This window comes from Streptomyces pinistramenti (assembly GCF_020564935.1).
Taxonomy (GTDB): domain Bacteria; phylum Actinomycetota; class Actinomycetes; order Streptomycetales; family Streptomycetaceae; genus Streptomyces; species Streptomyces pinistramenti.
Genome location: NZ_JAJCXB010000004.1, coordinates 17,511 through 34,060, shown reverse-complemented (window position 1 = coordinate 34,060; position 16,550 = coordinate 17,511). Strand labels below are relative to the sequence as shown.

Annotated in this window: 16 protein-coding genes; 3 read left to right on the top strand and 13 right to left on the bottom strand. The window is 71.9% G+C overall.

Annotated features, from left to right (window positions below):
- Nucleotides 1-23: 23 nt before the first annotated feature.
- From LIU39_RS04540 to LIU39_RS04530, 3 genes are all read right to left on the bottom strand, one after another.
- Nucleotides 24-551, bottom strand: coding sequence for a GNAT family N-acetyltransferase (locus LIU39_RS04540; protein WP_227044859.1), 528 nt, complete (start codon nucleotides 549-551; stop codon nucleotides 24-26).
- A 77-nt stretch (nucleotides 552-628) separates the two neighbouring features.
- Nucleotides 629-2,371: a TIGR03767 family metallophosphoesterase gene (locus tag LIU39_RS04535; RefSeq protein WP_227044857.1), complete on the bottom strand. Its 1,743-nt coding sequence runs from the start codon at nucleotides 2,369-2,371 to the stop codon at nucleotides 629-631.
- Nucleotides 2,372-2,641: 270 nt separating this feature from the next.
- Nucleotides 2,642-3,523: a pyridoxamine 5'-phosphate oxidase family protein gene (locus LIU39_RS04530; RefSeq protein ID WP_227044854.1), complete on the bottom strand. Its 882-nt coding sequence runs from the start codon at nucleotides 3,521-3,523 to the stop codon at nucleotides 2,642-2,644.
- 294 nt (nucleotides 3,524-3,817) lie between these two features.
- On the opposite strand from LIU39_RS04530, the gene LIU39_RS04525 reads away from it, so the two are divergent.
- The gene (locus tag LIU39_RS04525) at nucleotides 3,818-4,849 is read left to right on the top strand and encodes an aspartate-semialdehyde dehydrogenase (protein WP_227044853.1); all 1,032 of its coding nucleotides are present in this window, start codon (nucleotides 3,818-3,820) and stop codon (nucleotides 4,847-4,849) included.
- 74 nt (nucleotides 4,850-4,923) lie between these two features.
- Here LIU39_RS04525 and LIU39_RS34800 read toward each other — a convergent pair whose 3' ends face one another.
- Complete coding sequence (locus LIU39_RS34800) at nucleotides 4,924-5,130, bottom strand: type II toxin-antitoxin system PemK/MazF family toxin (protein WP_308409343.1); 207 nt, start codon at nucleotides 5,128-5,130, stop codon at nucleotides 4,924-4,926.
- The gene (locus LIU39_RS04520) at nucleotides 5,033-5,272 is read right to left on the bottom strand and encodes a type II toxin-antitoxin system PemK/MazF family toxin (RefSeq protein WP_264482389.1); all 240 of its coding nucleotides are present in this window, start codon (nucleotides 5,270-5,272) and stop codon (nucleotides 5,033-5,035) included. The genes LIU39_RS34800 and LIU39_RS04520 overlap by 98 nt, the downstream gene beginning before the upstream one ends.
- A gap of 100 nt (nucleotides 5,273-5,372) precedes the next feature.
- Here LIU39_RS04520 and pepN point away from each other — a divergent pair, with 100 nt between their 5' ends.
- Nucleotides 5,373-7,943 (top strand): aminopeptidase N, encoded by a 2,571-nt coding sequence (gene pepN, locus LIU39_RS04515; RefSeq protein WP_227044851.1) that lies wholly within the window; start codon nucleotides 5,373-5,375, stop codon nucleotides 7,941-7,943.
- Nucleotides 7,944-8,070: 127 nt separating this feature from the next.
- Here the strand turns inward: pepN and alc are convergent, their stop codons facing one another.
- The 8 genes from alc to LIU39_RS04475 all read right to left on the bottom strand — a co-directional run bounded on the left by alc (nucleotide 8,071) and on the right by LIU39_RS04475 (nucleotide 15,115).
- Nucleotides 8,071-9,213: an allantoicase gene (gene alc / locus LIU39_RS04510; protein ID WP_227044848.1), complete on the bottom strand. Its 1,143-nt coding sequence runs from the start codon at nucleotides 9,211-9,213 to the stop codon at nucleotides 8,071-8,073.
- A 92-nt stretch (nucleotides 9,214-9,305) separates the two neighbouring features.
- Nucleotides 9,306-10,250 (bottom strand): LysR family transcriptional regulator, encoded by a 945-nt coding sequence (locus tag LIU39_RS04505; protein ID WP_227044846.1) that lies wholly within the window; start codon nucleotides 10,248-10,250, stop codon nucleotides 9,306-9,308.
- Nucleotides 10,251-10,279: 29 nt separating this feature from the next.
- The gene (locus LIU39_RS04500) at nucleotides 10,280-11,221 is read right to left on the bottom strand and encodes a DMT family transporter (protein ID WP_372463806.1); all 942 of its coding nucleotides are present in this window, start codon (nucleotides 11,219-11,221) and stop codon (nucleotides 10,280-10,282) included.
- Nucleotides 11,222-11,342: 121 nt separating this feature from the next.
- Nucleotides 11,343-12,317, bottom strand: a complete 975-nt coding sequence (locus LIU39_RS04495; RefSeq protein ID WP_227044844.1) for an acyl-ACP desaturase — start codon at nucleotides 12,315-12,317, stop codon at nucleotides 11,343-11,345.
- Nucleotides 12,318-12,528: 211 nt separating this feature from the next.
- Nucleotides 12,529-12,777, bottom strand: coding sequence for a hypothetical protein (locus LIU39_RS04490; protein ID WP_227044842.1), 249 nt, complete (start codon nucleotides 12,775-12,777; stop codon nucleotides 12,529-12,531).
- A gap of 185 nt (nucleotides 12,778-12,962) precedes the next feature.
- Nucleotides 12,963-13,577: a nuclease/transposase family protein gene (locus tag LIU39_RS04485; RefSeq protein ID WP_505016419.1), complete on the bottom strand. Its 615-nt coding sequence runs from the start codon at nucleotides 13,575-13,577 to the stop codon at nucleotides 12,963-12,965.
- Nucleotides 13,578-13,950: 373 nt separating this feature from the next.
- Entirely contained in the window at nucleotides 13,951-14,223 is a 273-nt protein-coding gene (locus LIU39_RS04480) for a hypothetical protein (protein WP_227044840.1), read from the bottom strand.
- Nucleotides 14,224-14,578: 355 nt separating this feature from the next.
- Complete coding sequence (locus LIU39_RS04475; protein ID WP_227044839.1) at nucleotides 14,579-15,115, bottom strand: HNH endonuclease; 537 nt, start codon at nucleotides 15,113-15,115, stop codon at nucleotides 14,579-14,581.
- A 300-nt stretch (nucleotides 15,116-15,415) separates the two neighbouring features.
- Between LIU39_RS04475 and LIU39_RS04470 the strand changes: the two genes are divergently transcribed.
- Nucleotides 15,416-16,501 carry a mechanosensitive ion channel family protein gene (locus tag LIU39_RS04470; RefSeq protein ID WP_227044837.1) on the top strand — a complete coding sequence of 362 codons (1,086 nt, stop codon included), beginning with the start codon at nucleotides 15,416-15,418 and terminating at the stop codon, nucleotides 16,499-16,501.
- Nucleotides 16,502-16,550 lie beyond the last annotated feature (49 nt).

Genomic DNA, 16,550 nt, shown 5'->3' with positions numbered 1-16,550 from the left:
CGTACGGCTCCGGGCGCGCCGGGTCAGGCCCGGATGCGGTACAGCACGTTCCGGCGCAGCGGGCCCTCGGGGGCGTCGGGGTCGTCGAAGTCCTCGGCCGGATCCCGGGTCATGCCGAGCCGTTGCATCACCGCCTGGGAGCGGTGGTTGTCGGCGGTGGTCACCGCAAGGATTTCGGGGAGTCCGAGGGTCTCGAAGCCGAAGGCCAGGCCGGCGCGTCCGGCCTCGGTGGCGTAGCCGTGGCCCCAGGCCGTCCGGGCCAGCCGCCAGCCGGCCTCCACGCCGGCGAACGGCAGCCCTTCGTCCACCCGGTCCAGGCCGGCGAAGCCGATGAACTCGCCGGTGGCGCGCACTTCGACGGCCCACCAGCCGTAGCCCCGTGCGTCGAACCCGGCCTGGAAGCGCGCCACCGAGGCGTCGCTCTGCTCCCGGGTGAGGAGGCCGCCGAGGTGGGCGCGGACGTCGGGGTCGGCGTTCAGCGCCGCCCAGGGTGCGAGGTCGCTCTCCCGCCAGCGGCGGAGTACGAGGCGCTCGGTGTGCAGTTCTGGCATACGGCCACTCAACGCGGGGTCCGGCCGCTGCGTCGATCCCTTTTCCCGCCGTGGCGCCCGGCCGGTGGAGCGGCGGGTCAGCCACGCCGGAGCAGAAGTTCCACGTTGCGGTCGGCCGGGGCGCCCGCCAGGTCCGTGCGGGCCCCAGGGGTGTTGCAGGACAGCTCGCGGTAGAGGGCGGCCAGGCCGGTCTGGGAGAGGTCGGCGAAGTCGGTCCTGGCCGGTGCGGCCGACTCGATCAGGGTGGTGAACAGGGACAGGGTGCCGTCGTGGTTGTCCGTCAGCTCGATGACGCGGGCGAGTTGGGGGAAGTCGATGTGCGAGGCGGTGGAGATCTCCCAGAAGCCGGGGTGCGGGACGATCTCGTTCTTGTGGCTGTGGCCGTTGATCCAGGCCACGACGGAGGGGTGGGCACAGAGCAGGTCGACCAGCTCGGCGCCGGTGTGCCGCCGTTCGTCCGGGCGGGACGGGTCGGGGCGGGTGTTGTCCATGCTCCTGCCGGTGTGGTGGCTGAAGATCATGACGTGCGCGTTCGCGTGCCGCTCGTTGTCCTGCAACGTCCGCTTCAGCCAGGCGAGTTGGCCGGCGCCGACGGATCCGGTGTAGTGGCCCGCCGGGTCGGTGGTGTCCAGGCTGATGCCGAGGACGTCGTCGGAGATCCGGAAGGCGTAGTACAGCCGGTCGCCGTCGAGGTGGGCGGCGGTGTAGCCGTGGCCGTGCGGCCCGGGGCCGGTGTGCGCGGGGTCGAGGTGGGCGGTGAGGTACTCGGCGCGGGTGAAGGGGGCGCGCCGCTCGTCGGGGGTGACCTGCCTGGCCTTCTTCGCCTGCGAGGCCAGCAGCGCCTTGAAGTCCGCGCCCTTGGGGTCGAGGCCCTTCCTGACGGCCTTCCAGACCTGTGCGGCCCGGTCGGCGGGGAGCGTCTCCAGTTTGCGTTCGCCGGTGGCGACGGAGGTGAAGAAGGGGTCGCCGGGGGCGTAGCAGCCGCCGGGCAGCGAGTCGTGGTTGCCGACGGTGGAGTACCAGGGCATCCGCAGTCCCGGGCTGTGCAGGGTGCGGATCGCGGCGTCGAGGAAGCCGTCCAGGTGCGGGAAGCCGCGCTGCTTGTCGGCGTCGCGCAGCGCGCGGTCCGGCTGCCAGTAGAGGGGCAGGCCGCTGTCCTGGACGCCTTCGTAGCGGCGCGGGTCGCCGGAGTTGGGGGTGATCCGGCCGCCGCTCATGGCGGTGAGGAACCAGCCGAGTTCGAGGCGGGAGTTGTTGTCGGTGTTGTCGCCCGTGGTCATCACGAACGACAGCGGGGCGCCGGTGGCCGGGCCGCCGGGCAGCGCGTTGACCCGCTCGATCAGCGAGACCACCCCGGCGACGGACAGCGCCTCCTGCGGCCGCCAGGCGCTCGCGGTCTCGGAGCGCAGGTATTCGTAGCGCAGCGGGCTCTGCACGTCGACCAGGTGCAGGTCGGTGAACTGGACGAAGGAGGCCAGCGCGGTGCGCCGGTCCTGGCGGCCCCGGTGCGCGCCGGCCAGGTCGGCGCGGACCAGCCGCTGCCAGGCCGGGCCTTCGGCGAGCCGGCGGTAGCCCGTGCCGCGCGGGGTGGCCACACCGGCGAGGGTGGTGCCCCGGGTGTACGGGACGCCGGGGACGGCGGGCGCGTCGACCGGTACGGGCGCGGCGGGGGCCGGGCCCGGCGCCGGTGTGGCGGCGGCGGCCGGCCGTTCGCCGCCGCCGAAGGCGAGGCCGAGGCCGGCGGCGGCCCCGGCGGCTCCGGTGGCGGCGAGGAAGGCACGGCGGTCGAGAGCGGAGGCGGCGGACCGTATACGGGACATGCGCGAACTCCCCGAGTGCGTACGCGAAGGCGGCCGGCAGCACAACTGCCTTGTCACTGGGGATCGTTGGCAGCGGGGATGACCTGGACGTGAACGCCACCGCAACGCCCGTGGCCCATCACCGCACAGGGATCACGGAGCCACCGGGCGGTCACGGGGTGCTGCGCCGGCCGGTGGGCGCGGGTCACCGGGAGTTCATCTGCCGGGGTAGCGGGGCACCCATCCGGCGCGGGCCGCTACGAGCCGGGCCGGGCCTGCGCTGCCCGTGTCCTACGAACCGGGCCGGGCCTGCGGCACCGGATCGCTCCAGCGCAGCGGGCTGCCCGCGGCGGTCGCCACCACCGCCGTCACGTCGAAGTCGATGACCCGCCGGGCGCCGGGGAAGGCGGCCAGCCGTGCGGCCGACCAGTCGGTGCGGGCCCGGCCGGTCAGCTGGAGCAGATCGCCGGTGGCCCAGTCGGCGAACAGCAGCCCGGCCTGCGGGCGCACCTCCAGGTTGCCCAGCGCGGCGAACATCGCGTTCCCGGGACGGTCGGGCCAGGTCAGCCGGGTGGGAGAGGCGGTGATGACGAAGCCGGGCGGGCCGCCGCGGTGGCCCGCGTCGGCGGCGCCCGCGGGGTCGGCGGTGGCGAGGTAGAAGGTGTCGGCGGCGGCGACCGTACGCCGCTGCGCCTCGGTCAGCGCCGTCCCCCGCCGGGTACGTGCCGTACGGGCGCCGGGCTCCTCGGGGGCCGCGGGCGGCAGCGGTCTGCGGGGGCTCAGCCGGGCCGGGCAGTTGGGGAAGACCTGGCCGGTGTCCAGCGCGAGGCCGCGCGGGGTGGGCCCGGCCGTTCCGTTGAGCCGGAGTCTGCGGCGGGTGCGCGGGTCAAGGGCGAGGGTGCCGAGCGGCAGCGGTCCTGCGGTGAGCGCCGCCGCGAGCGGGTCGCCTTCGGGCGGGCGGGCCGCGACGGACAGGGAGTGCGGGCCGGTGGCCCGCAGGAAGCCGGGCGGGCCGGTGAGCTGCGAGCACCACAGCCGGCCCGCGCCGTCGGCCGCGGCGATCACCAACTGGGTCTGGAGGCCGAGGAAGACGGCGGCGATGTCGCCGAGGCCGCTGCCGATGGTGCGCCCGATGCGCTCGGCCCGCTCCGTCTCCCCGGCGCGGCGCTGCACCGCCCGCTCCCCCTCGTGGTATGGCCCGCTCCCCGTCATGACTCTCCCCGTCCCCTGGGGCGGTTCCGCGCCGCCGCGGATACGGCCGCGCCGCCCCTCGGGAACGTAGGGGCCCTCCGGACACCGGTCAAGCCGCGGTCCGGCCTTCCCTGCCGATCTTCGCGGGCTGCGGTCGTGCCGTCCGCCAAGGGGAATGGATTGGACAAAGCGACGTGCTTCACACACATGATGGGTGCGCTTCTGAGCAGGTGTTCCCAGGAAGCACCCATGTCAGGATGAGGAAGAAGGAGTCCCATGAGGATCGGAATCGTCGGAGCCACCGGACAGGTCGGCGGCGTGATGCGGGGCATTCTCGCCGAGCGGAACTTCCCGGTCGAGCAGCTGCGCCTGTTCGCTTCGGCCCGGTCCGCCGGCCGCACGCTGCCCTGGCAGGACACCGAGATCACGATCGAGGACGCGGCCACCGCCGACTTCTCAGGACTGGACATCGTGCTGTTCTCGGCCGGCGGCTCGACCTCCAAGGCGCTGGCGCCCAAGGTCGCCGCCGCGGGCCCCGTCGTGATCGACAACTCCTCCGCCTGGCGCCGTGACCCCGAGGTCCCGCTGGTCGTCTCCGAGGTGAACCCCGCCGCGATCACCGAGCGCCCCAAGGGCATCATCGCCAACCCGAACTGCACGACGATGGCCGCGATGCCGGTGCTGCGTCCGCTGCACGACGCGGCCGGCCTGCTCTCGCTGGTCGTCTCCACCTACCAGGCGGTGTCCGGCAGCGGTCTGGCCGGCGTCGAGGAGCTGGACGGGCAGGCCCGCAAGGCGATCGAGCAGGACGCCGCCAAGCTGACGCACGACGGCGCGGCCGTGGAGTTCCCCGAGCCCGACAAGTACGTCCGCCCGATCGCGTTCAACGTGCTGCCGATGGCCGGCTCGATCGTCGACGACGGCCTGAACGAGACCGACGAGGAGCAGAAGCTCCGCCACGAGAGCCGCAAGATCCTCGACATCCCCGGCCTGAAGGTCTCCGGCACCTGCGTGCGGGTACCGGTCTTCACCGGTCACTCGCTCCAGATCAACGCCCGTTTCGCGCGCCCCCTCAGCGCAGCCCGTGCCCAGGAGCTGCTGGCCGGCGCCCCCGGCGTCACCCTCTCCGACGTGCCGACCCCGCTCCAGGCCGCGGGCCAGGACGCGGCGTTCGTGGGCCGCATCCGCGAGGACGAGACGGCCGAGAACGGTCTCGCGCTGTTCGTCTCCAACGACAACCTCCGCAAGGGCGCGGCGCTGAACGCCGTCCAGATCGCGGAGCTGGTCGCGGCGGAGCTGCGGGGCTGATCGGCGCCGCATCCCGGCACAGGGCGGGCGGAACCGGTAGGCACCGGTTCCGCCCGCCCTGTCGTAGGAGGCGCTCAGAGCGCCGGATGGCGGCGCAGCGCCACGTCGATCTCCGCCATGCGCTGCCGGGGGACCGCGCCGATGCGTCGCACCAGCCGCTCCAGGCTCAGCGCCCGCACCTGCTCACCCTGCACTTTGGAGTCCTTCACCAGACCGCACTCGGCAGCGGGGAGCAGCACCTGGAAGGGATGGACGCGGGACACGTTCATCGTCAGGGGCACCAAGGGTGACCACACCTCGCCCGGTCCGGTCCACGACCGCGTCGGCGCCGTCATTGGAGACGATCACCGCCGGACGGGCCTTGTTGACCTCGCTCCCCCGCGCCGGCTCGTGATCGACCAGGAAGATTTCACCGCGCCTCATTGGTGAGCCCGTCTCCCGAGAACTGGTCCGCGCCGGAACTGCCCACCGTGGAAGACTGGCGTAACGCCGCATACAAGGACGCTTACGAGGAGATGACCTGGTGCCTGGCACGAACCTGACCCGCGACGAGGCGCAGCAGCGGGCGCGGCTGCTGACCGTGGACGCGTATGAGATCGACCTCGACCTCTCCGGCGCGCAGGAGGGGGGCACCTACCGGTCCGCGACCACGGTGCGCTTCGACTCCGCCGATGCGGGTGCCGACTCGTTCATCGACCTGGTGGCCCCGGCCGTGCACGAGGTGCAGCTCAACGGTGTGGCGCTGGATCCGGCCGAGGTCTTCCAGGACTCGCGGATCGCGCTGACCGGCCTGCGGGCCGGCCGCAACGAGCTGCGGGTCATCGCGGACTGCGCGTACACCAACACCGGTGAGGGGCTGCACCGCTTCGTCGACCCGGTCGACGAACAGGCGTATCTCTACACGCAGTTCGAGGTGCCGGACGCCCGCCGGGTGTTCGCCAGCTTCGAGCAGCCGGACCTGAAGGCGACGTTCGAGTTCACCGTCAAGGCCCCGGAGGGCTGGACGGTGATCTCCAACTCGCCGACGCCCGAGCCGCGCGACAACATCTGGCACTTCGCGCCGACGCCGCGGATCTCGACGTACGTCACGGCGCTGATCGTCGGCCCGTACCACAGCGTGCACAGCGCCTGGGAAGGCACGGACGGAAGGTCGGTGCCGCTGGGCATCTACTGCCGTCCCTCGCTGGCCGAGCACCTGGACGCGGAGGAGATCTTCGCGGTCACCCGGCAGGGCTTCGACTGGTTCCAGGAGAAGTTCGACTACGCCTACCCGTTCGCCAAGTACGACCAGCTCTTCGTGCCGGAGTTCAACGCCGGTGCGATGGAGAACGCGGGCGCGGTGACCATCCGCGACCAGTACGTCTTCCGCTCGAAGGTGACGGACGCGGCGTACGAGGTGCGCGCGGAGACGATCCTGCACGAGCTGGCGCACATGTGGTTCGGCGACCTGGTCACCATGGAGTGGTGGAACGACCTGTGGCTGAACGAGTCGTTCGCCACCTACACCTCGATCGCCTGCCAGGCGTACGCGCCGGGCAGCAAGTGGCCGCACTCCTGGACCACGTTCGCCAACTCCATGAAGACCTGGGCCTACCGGCAGGACCAGCTGCCGTCGACGCACCCGATCATGGCCGAGATCCGTGACCTGGACGACGTGCTCGTCAACTTCGACGGGATCACCTACGCCAAGGGCGCTTCGGTGCTCAAGCAGCTGGTGGCCTACGTCGGCATGGACGCCTTCTTCCAGGGCGTCCAGGCGTACTTCAAGGCGCACGCCTACGGGAACACCCGGCTCAGCGACCTGCTGGGCGCGCTGGAGGAGACCAGCGGCCGTGACCTGAAGACCTGGTCGAAGAAGTGGCTCCAGACCGCGGGCATCAACATCCTGCGCCCGGAGATCGAGGTCGACGCGGCCGGCCACGTCACCTCGTTCGCGGTCCGCCAGGAGGCGCCCGCGCTGCCGACCGGCGCGACCGGCGAACCGGTGCTGCGGCCGCACCGCATCGCGATCGGCTGCTACGACCACCAGGACGGCAAGCTCGTCCGCACCAGCCGCATCGAGCTGGACGTGGACGGCGAGCTGACCGAGGTGCCGTTCCCGAAGGACACCGCGCGGCCCGCGGTGATCCTGCTGAACGACGACGACCTGTCGTACGCCAAGGTCCGCCTCGACGAGGAGTCGCTGAAGACCGTCACCGCGCACCTCGGCGACTTCACCGAGTCGCTGCCGCGCGCCCTGTCGTGGGCGTCCGCGTGGGACATGACGCGCGACGGCGAACTGGCCACCCGTGACTACCTGTCGCTGGTGCTGTCCGGCATCGGCAAGGAGTCGGACATCGGCGTCGTGCAGTCGCTGCACCGCCAGGTGAAGCTGGCGCTCGACCTGTTCGCGGCGCCCGACTGGCGTGACACCGGCCTGGCGCTGTGGACCGACGCGGCACTTGAGCACCTGCGGGCCGCGGCCCCGGGCAGCGACCACCAGCTGGCGTGGGCCCGCGCGTTCGCCGCCGTGGCCCGTACCGGCGAGCAGCTCGACGTGCTCCAGGGGCTGCTGGACGGCACCGAGTCGGTGGACGGGCTCGCGGTCGACACCGAGCTGCGCTGGACGCTGTTCCAGCGGCTCGCGGCCACCGGCCGGGCGGACGAGAAGGCCATCGCCGCCGAGCTGGAGCGGGACAAGACCTCGGCGGGCGAGCGGCATGCGGCCACGGCGCGGGCGGCGCGGCCGACGGCGGAGGCGAAGGCCGAGGCGTGGGCGTCCGTCGTCACGTCGGACACGCTGCCCAACGCCGTGCAGGAGGCCGTCATCGGCGGCTTCGTGCAGTCCGACCAGCGGGAGCTGCTGGCGCCTTACACCGCGCGGTACTTCGACGTGGTCAAGGGCGTCTGGGACGCGCGCAGCCACGAGATGGCGCAGCAGATCGCGGTGGGCCTGTACCCGGCGGTGCAGGTCGCGCAGGAAACGCTGGACGCGACGGACGGGTGGCTGGCGGCGGCCCAGCCGAGTGCGGCGCTGCGGCGGCTGGTCACCGAGTCGCGCGCGAGCATCGAGCGGGCGCTCAAGGCGCAGGCGGCGGACGCGGCAGCGGGCTGACGTCCGGCGGGTTCGTCAACGCGGGGGCGCCCGTGGCCGGTTGGCCGCGGGCGCCCTTCGCAGGTGAAGCCGCCCGGCGGGTGGGCGTCAGGCGCGGCCGCCCGCCGGGCGGGTCGGTGGCCCGGGGTCAGCCGCCGAGCGCGGTGAAGCGGCGGCCGAGGGCGGCGCGGCCCGCCTCGGTGAGACTGCCGTGCACCCGCATCCGGGCGAGGCCGCCGTCGGGGAAGACGTCGAGCCTGATGTGGGTGGCGGTGACGGCAGCGGGCAGCGTGAAGCGGTGCGGGGTGTCGGGCTGGAGCTTGGTGCGGGGCAGGATCTCGAACCAGGAGCCGGCGTCGTCCGGGGTGCCGTCGCAGCCGTAAAGGGCGGCCCAGCCCGCGGAGTTGCCCTTGAGGTAGGCGGTGTCGATCTCGACGGCGCGGATCTCGCCCTGGGCGGCGAGGCGGAAGCGGACCCAGTCGTTGGTGCCCTTGACGCGGCGGCGGCGGTTCTCCCATCCGTCGTCCATCTTGCGGGACAGGCCGGGCTGGATGATCTGGGTGGGCGAGGAGTAGAAGCGGTCGGACGCGTCCTCGACGGCGCCGCCGTGCATCACGGATGCCAGGTCGAGGGTGCCGAGCACGTCCAGCCACGCCGGGTCCGGCACGACCTCGCCGTGGACCCGCAGGCGGGCTGTGCCGCCGTCGGGGTGCTGCTTGAGGCGCAGGTGCGTGAAGCGGCGCTCGGCGGTGACCTCGAAGCCGTTGGCGGCATGGCCGCGTACGGGGGTGCGCGGGACGATTTCCTCCCACTTCACGCCGTCGGCGAGCAGGTCGTCGGGGCCGGGGCTGCCGGGCAGCGCGGTGGCTTCGACGGTGATCTGCTGCGGGTAGTTGCCGCGGAAGTGGGCGGTGTCGACGATGATGCCGCGGATGACGCCGGGGGCGGCGAGGCGGATCAGGGCCCAGTCGTGCTCGTCGTCGGTGGGGAAGGGGTGCTCGCCGTCGGCGCCGCGGCGGCGGCGGGTCTCCCAGCCGTCCATGATCTTGCCCTTGTGGCCGAAGTGCTCGGGGTCGAAGACCGCGGGGCCCGGCTTCAGCAGGTTCTCGCGCTCGGCGAAGAACTCGTCGTTCGCGGCGATCACGCCGGCGCCGAAGCGGCGGTCGGCGAGGTCGACGAGCGAGGTGAAGGGGAAGTCCCCGCCGCGGTAGTCGGCGTACGGGTCGCCGCCGCCGTACGGGTCGGCGTCGTTGGCGTGCGGATCGGTGGAGTCGGCCGGGGTGGTGGTCATTTCTGCCTTTCGCCGTGATCTGCGTGCTGGGGACCACTCCACGGTCGCAGCCGCCATCCCGCAGGTCCATCGAAAGTTCTTGAGGTGGATGTTCAGCTGGACTGAACGGTTTCGGCGGCCTGCCGGAGCGCGGCCAGCACCCGGGCCGGTCCCGGCGCCCCTTCGGAGCCGCGCCGCGCGGCGGCCACCACGTGGCGGCGCGGCTGGTCCGCGTGCAGCACCCGCAGCACGACCCGGGAGCCGTCGCGCTCACCCCGGCCGAGCGCGGCGCCGATGCCGCCCGCCATCGCCATCCGCGGCACCAGCGCGACGCCCATGCCCGCCGCGACCATCGCCAGGATCGCGCTCCAGTCGGCCGCCGCGTGCGCCTGCTCGGGGACGAATCCGGCGCTCTCGCAGGCGGTGGTGGTGATGTGCGACCACGGGCCGCTGCTGCCGAAGATCCAGGGTTCGCCCGACAGGTCGGCGAGCCGCAGGCCCGGCTCGGCGGCCAGCGGATGGCCGGCCGGCAGCGCCACGTCCAGCGGGTCGGCGAGCAGTGAGATCCGGCTGAATCTGGGGTCGCGGGGCGTCGGGGCGTGCGCGGCGAGCGACAGCGCCAGGTCGACGCTGCCCTCGGCCAGCAGCTCGTACGCCGCCTCCGCCTCCGCCTCCCGCACCACGACCGAAAGCCCCGGATGGCTGCGGCGCAGCTCCTGCACGGCCGGGACGACCAGCGCGGGGATCGCGGTGGAGAACGCGCCGACCCGGACCCGGCCCGCCTCGCCCTGGAGGTAGCCGAGGAGTTCGGCGTCGGCCCGCTCCAGCTGTGCGAAGACCGCGTCGGCGTGCCGCAGCACCAGCTGCGCGGCGTCGGTCAGCCGGACCCGCCGCCCGTGGGCCTCCAGGAGCGGCACGCCGAGCGCCTTGGCGAGGCCGGTCAGCTGCTGCGAGACGGCCGACGGCGTCATGTGCAGCGCCTCGGCGGTCGCGGTGACCGTGCCCAGCTCGTGGAGAGTGCGCAGGATGCGCAGCTTTTTGATGTCCCAGTCGGCCATGCGGGCAGCGTACGCACCCGGTGGCGGCCTCACCGCCGGCCGCCCGCGGCCCCCAGCGCCACCCCGGCCACGATCAGCGCCGTGCACACCGCCTGGACGGTGCCGATGGATTCGCCCAGGACGGCCGCCGACAGCAGCGCCACGCAGACCGGCTGGAGGTAGTAGACGACACCGGCCCGCGCGGCGCCCACCAGCGCGATGGCCTTGTTCCACGTGAAGAAGGCGACGGCGGATGAGAGCACGCCGATGTAGAGGAGCGGCCCGACGGTGCCTGCGGTGGGCGTGAAGCCGCCTTCGACGGCGAGGCTGACCCCGTAGACGGGCAGCAGCATCGCGGCGCCGAGCGCGAAGGTCGTGAAGAGGAAGGCGAGTTGGCCGATGCCGTCGGGGCGGCGGCGCAGCAGGGCGCTGTAGCCGGCGAAGGCGGCGGTGGCCGCGAGCATCCACAGGTCGCCTGCGGCGAAGTCGAGGTGCAGGATCGCGGTGGGTGAGCCGTTGCCGACGAGGGTGAGCACGCCGGCCAGGGCGAGCACCATGCCGGCGATCCGGCGGCGGCCGAGCGGCTCGGCGGCGGTGCCGCGGCGGCGTCCGACGAGGTCGAAGAGGGCGATCAGCATGGGGGAAGCGGCCGCGATCATGGCCATGTTGGTGGCCGATGTGCTGCGTCCGGCTTGGTAGATCAGCGTGTTGAAGAGGGCGACGCCCAACAGGGCGGCGGCCGCGAGGTATCCGAGGTGCCGGCGGACGGCCGGCCACTGCCTGCGGACCTGCGGGAGGGTGAACGGCGCGACGGCGAGCAGCGCGATGACCCAGCGCCAGAACGCGGTCTGGACGGGCGGCACGGTGTCGTGCAGGGCGCGGGCGATGACGAAGTTGCCCGACCAGACGACGGTCGCGGTCAGGGCGAGCGCGAGCCCTGCGCCCTGCGCCGATGAACTGCGGTGTGTGCGGGCCCGCTCCAGGACTGCCACGGTTTCCTCTCGGTCGGTGGGGTGTCCACCCACCGTGGCAGTCCTCGACCCATCAGGTCCATCGAAAAATTCCGGCGATTCCGTTCAGTAGAAATGAACAGTCACGGTCGCCGGAGGGGGATCAGCTCCGGGCGGCGCGGCGGGCGAGCAGGGCCGCACGCCGCTCGTCGAACTTGCGCGCCTGGTCGTCCAGGCCGCCCATGAACAGCCCCAGCTCCTCCTGGGCCGCGAGCCCGGCCGGGCCGAGGCCGCCGATCTCCAGCACCTTGAGGTAGCGCAGCACCGGCTGGAGCACGTCGTCGTGGTGGATCCGCAGGTTGTAGATCCCGCCGATGGCCATCCGCGCCGCGGCCCGCTCGAAGCCGGGCATACCGTGGCCCGGCATCCGGAAGCCGGTGACGACGTCGCGTACGGCGCACATGGTCTGGTCGGGCGCCAGCTCGAAGGCCGCGCCCAGGAGGTTGCGGTAGAAGACCATGTGGAGGTTCTCGTCGGTGGCGATCCGGGACAGCATCCGGTCGCAGACCGGGTCGCCGGAGTGGTGGCCGGTGTTGCGGTGCGAGATCCGGGTGGCCAGCTCCTGGAAGGCGACGTACGCGACCGAGTGCAGCATGCTGTGGCTGTTGTCGGACTCGAACCCCTCCGACATGTGTGCCATGCGGAAGCGCTCCAGCTCGACGGGGTCCACCGCGCGGCTGGTGAGGAGGTAGTCGCGCATCACGATGCCGTGCCGGCCCTCCTCGGCGGTCCAGCGGTGCACCCAGGTGCCCCAGGCGCCGTCGCGGCCGAAGAGGCTGGCGATCTCGTGGTGGTAGCTGGGGAGGTTGTCCTCGGTGAGGAGGTTGACCACGAGAGCGGTGCGGCCGATGTCGGTGACCTTGGACTGCTCGGGCGCCCAGGCTTCGCCGCCCATGACGCCGTCGAAGTTCCGGCCGTCGCTCCACGGCACGTACTCGTGGGGCATCCATTCCTTGGCGACCTTCAGGTGCCGGTTCAGTTCCTTCTCGACGACCTCTTCGAGCGCGTAGAGGAGATGGGCGTCACTCCATGCGGTCTGGCCGCGCTCTCCGTCAAGGCGGGCGGTGGCGATGGTCACGGGGGGTACTCCAGGGGACGACGATGACCTACGGGACCGTAAGTACGACCTACGGCTCCGTAGGTTACGGCATCGTAGGTTAGAGCGGGTTAAACGTCTGGACCCCACAAAACCCCTGATAGCGCCCCTTTTACGGGCGGGGAACGACAAAGGGCGCCTATCGGTTCGATCGAACCGATAGGCGCCCTGAAGGCGTCGCGTGTGCCCGGTGTCAGCCCTTGGACTTGGTCTGCTTGCGGGACTTGTCGCCCGCCATGACCAGCCCGGCGATGACCAGGAAAAGAACGATGGGCGCAGCGACATAGAGGCCGAGCGTCTGGATCACACTCAGACCCGGACCCGGGTCGTCACCATCGTCGCGGGTGAGCGCAAACGCGGGGGACGACATCAGCAGCATCAGCGCGGTGCCGGCCGTGATGGTTCCGGCGCGCAGGGCATTCTTCTTGACCTTGTTGCTCACGAAGTCAACGTATCGGACGCCCCGCCGGGCCGCGCGCCCGGGGTCTGTCAACGGCCCCTGTCCGCGGCCGCAGTCCGGCTCAGACGCAGCGAAGGCGGCTGGACGTGCGGACGCCCGCGGGCGGCGAGCACGGTGACCCCGCGCACGCGTACCGGGTGAACAGCTCTTGAAGCGCTCTCCTCCCTTCACTGGGCGCCGCGCCGCTCCAGTCGCAAGAGCGCGGACTGCTCCCGCTTGGTCAGCCACTCGCCGTGGTTCTTGGTGCTGCCGTCCGACAAGGCGATGGGCACGGTGACGCCCACGTCGATGCCGGCTTCCGGCCCCTGATGAGGATCGGGCTTCGCTTCGAGGGTCTGGACGCGGAATGCGATGTGCCGGCCGAGCGCGTCTTCTACCAGCCGCGCGCCGGTGATGCGGTTCTCTTTGCTGGAGTGCCTGCCCACGGGGAGGTCTTGGGTCCAGCGGAACCTGACGCGGCCCACCTTGGGGATGCCGGTCATGCCCCAGCGGCGGTGCCAGCAGTTCTTCCACGCCTGGAAATACGTCTTCAACACGGCTTGCGCGGCCTGGGCCGGGAGCACTGCGAGGAAGTCGATGTCCTTACGGGCCCGGCGGATCGCGGCATCCGCGCTCGCGAGCGTCCGCTCTTCCTTCGGCGTCATCCGCCACCACGCGTGGAGGGGATTCCGCATCGTACGGACGGCGTGCGCCTGAGCGTCGACCTTGAACTGACACACAGGGGACAGTTCCAGGCGGGCGCGATGCCCGAACCACCGCTTCCCCAGGCCGTGTTCGCTCACAACCGCCACGCTGCTGCCTTTGGCTCATGGCACCGCGCTGGAATCCGAATCCCGATGTACGCACCGGCCGTCACGTCGCCCATAAGCTGCACGTCCACTTGGCTTCGTCACCAAGTACCGACGAAAGGCATTCACCGACATCGTGCCGGCCAACAGCCCCAAGGGCGTCAGCTCGCGAAGACTCCGCCAGAAGTACGACGTACACGGACGGTGCGGCGGACCGGAGCGGATGCGGGGGCGTGGCGGCGGATGCGGCACGGGCGCGAGGGCCCTGCGGCGTCACCCGGGGGCGCGGAGCGGCCCGGCGCGGGTGCCCGCGATGGCGGCACGCCGTGCGGCCCGGCGGCCTCGCGGGCCACGCAGGCCGGGGGCGTCAGACCTGCATGGACTCCGTGCCCAGGCCCGCGGCGGTGGGCTCGCTGGTCAGCGGCAGCTCGGCGGAGATGGGCACCTCGCTGGTCAGCGGGGCGGCGTCGGCGAGCGGGGGCTCGCTGGTCAGGGGAGGCTCGACGAAGCTGAAGGACCCGGAGCCTTCCATGCCGGAATCGGGGTCGGAGACCCCGTCGAACAGATCGGGCTCCAGCGGCCCGCCGTCCTCCGGTTTGGAGGACAGGGCGTCGAGGAGCAACTGAGCGGATGCGGCCACGGGGGCCTCCCGTTCATCGGTAGTGGGACACGTCTGGCCTACCCATTGGACCCGGACGCAGACGCAATCACCCACCAAGCGTGACCCACATCACATTAGCTCGCGGCAGGCGATTTCGCTGCCCGGCCCCATGACCGACGGAGAGAGTACCGGCAAAACGGACATCGGACGGCAAGTCCTGCGGGGACTCGCCCGCCCCTCCCCCGCCCGCCGCGCACCCGAACCGCGCCCCCGCGCCGACCACTTGACAGGCCGCGGAAACACGAAACGGGGGTGGGCCGCCCCATGAGGAGCTGCCCACCCCCGTCCAGGCGGTGACCTGCGGATACACGTCCGGATATGCGAAAGCCCGGATCTATGCCGATACGGCGTTGATCCGGGCCAGGGCGTCATCCGCGCCGTACGGCTGCAAATACGGCAACCAGCGCGGATCCCGGTGCCCCGTGCCGATGATCCGCCACGCGAGACCGGACGGCGGGGCGGGTTGGTGCCGCAGCCGCCAGCCGATCTCGGCGACATGGCGGTCGGCCTTGACGTGGTTGCAGCGGCGGCAGGCGGCGACGACGTTCTCCCAGGTGTGCTGGCCTCCGCGGCTGCGCGGGATGACGTGGTCGACGCTGGTTGCGACGCCACCGCAGTACATACAGCGCCCGCCGTCACGGGCGAAGAGCGCCCGGCGGGTCAGCGGAACGGGGCCGCGAAAGGGCACCCGCACAAACCGCTTCAGGCGGACCACGCTCGGAGCCGGAATGACATGGGTCGCGCTGTGCATCAGGGCGCCGGACTCCTCAAGGCTCACAGCCTTCTCATTGAGTACGAGGATGAGCGCGCGGCGGAGCGGTACGACGCCGAGCGGCTCGTACGACGCGTTGAGGACCAGGACGTGCGGCACGGGTGCCTCCTTGTACGCCGGCGGCGCGTGGCTCGCGCCGGGACGATCTCTCCACAGTGTCCCCCGGTGCCTGGTCACGGCGCCACCATGACCGGGTAACGGCCTTGAGGTGTTTTCCACCACACCCCTTCAGTTCCCGCCACGTGGTGTTACTTCCCCCTCTTTCAGGCCGTCATAGGACCGCCCGGCTCGAACAGGGGCGCGAGTCACACCCGTTGCCCCGTTAGTGTGGTGGGTCTGCCCGGCCCCCGGGGGCATCACCACGGTCCGGGCCGATCTCCCGACACGGAAGGTTCTGCTGTGTACTGGTCCGCCTCGCCGGTCGCCGCCGCGCCGTACAGCGCCGCAACTCCCGGCTCATCCGGCCCGACCTCGCTCGACGACGCCACGGAGAAGGCCACCAACGCCGCCGGCTGGGTGCAGGACAACTGGGGGACGTGGCTCACGTCCGGGCTCCAGATCGTGCTGATCATCGTGATCGCGGTGGTGCTCCGGCATGTGATACGCCGCACCATCACCCGCCTCATCGACCGCATGAACCGCACCGCGACCGCCGCCCAGGGCACCGCGCTCGGCGGCCTCCTGGTGAACGCCGAGCGGCGCCGCCAGCGATCCGAGGCGATCGGTTCGGTGCTGCGCAGCGTCGCCTCCTTCGTCATCATGGGGACGGCCGCGCTGACCGTGCTGTCGGTACTCAAGATCAACCTGGCGCCGCTGCTGGCGAGCGCGGGTGTGGCGGGTGTGGCCATCGGCTTCGGCGCCCGCAACCTCGTCACGGACTTCCTCTCCGGCGTCTTCATGATCCTGGAGGACCAGTACGGCGTCGGAGACGAGATCGACGCCGGGGTGGCCACCGGCACGGTCATCGAGGTCGGCCTGCGGGTGACCAAGCTGCGCGGCCCCAACGGCGCCATCTGGTACATCCGCAACGGCGAGGTCAAGCGGATCGGGAACCTCAGCCAGGGCTGGTCCACCGCCCATGTCGACGTGCTGCTCGCCGCCGACCAGGACCTGGACCGCGCCCGCGAGATCATCACCGCGACCGGCGACGAGATGTCCAAGGCCGAGCCGTGGAACGAGCAGCTGTGGGAGCCGGTCGAGGTCCTCGGCCTGAGCGAGGTGCACCTCGACACGGTCACCATCAGCGTCTCGGGCAAGACCATGCCGGGCAAGGCACCCGGCATCGAGCGCGAGCTGCGCTGGCGGATCAAGCGGGCGCTGGACGGCGCCGACATCCGCCTCGCCCCGCGCCCGGCCCCCGGGGACGAGCCCGAGGAAATCCCCGACCCGGCCGCCTCGATGTCCGCCCCGTCCGCACTCAACAATCCGGATTCCCCCCAGTCCAAGGCGTCGCAACCGATAGCGCCGCCGCAGTTGGGCAAATAGCCGCCGGGAAGCCGGAAAAGGCCCTCACGTCACGGAGTTCGTGGCGTGG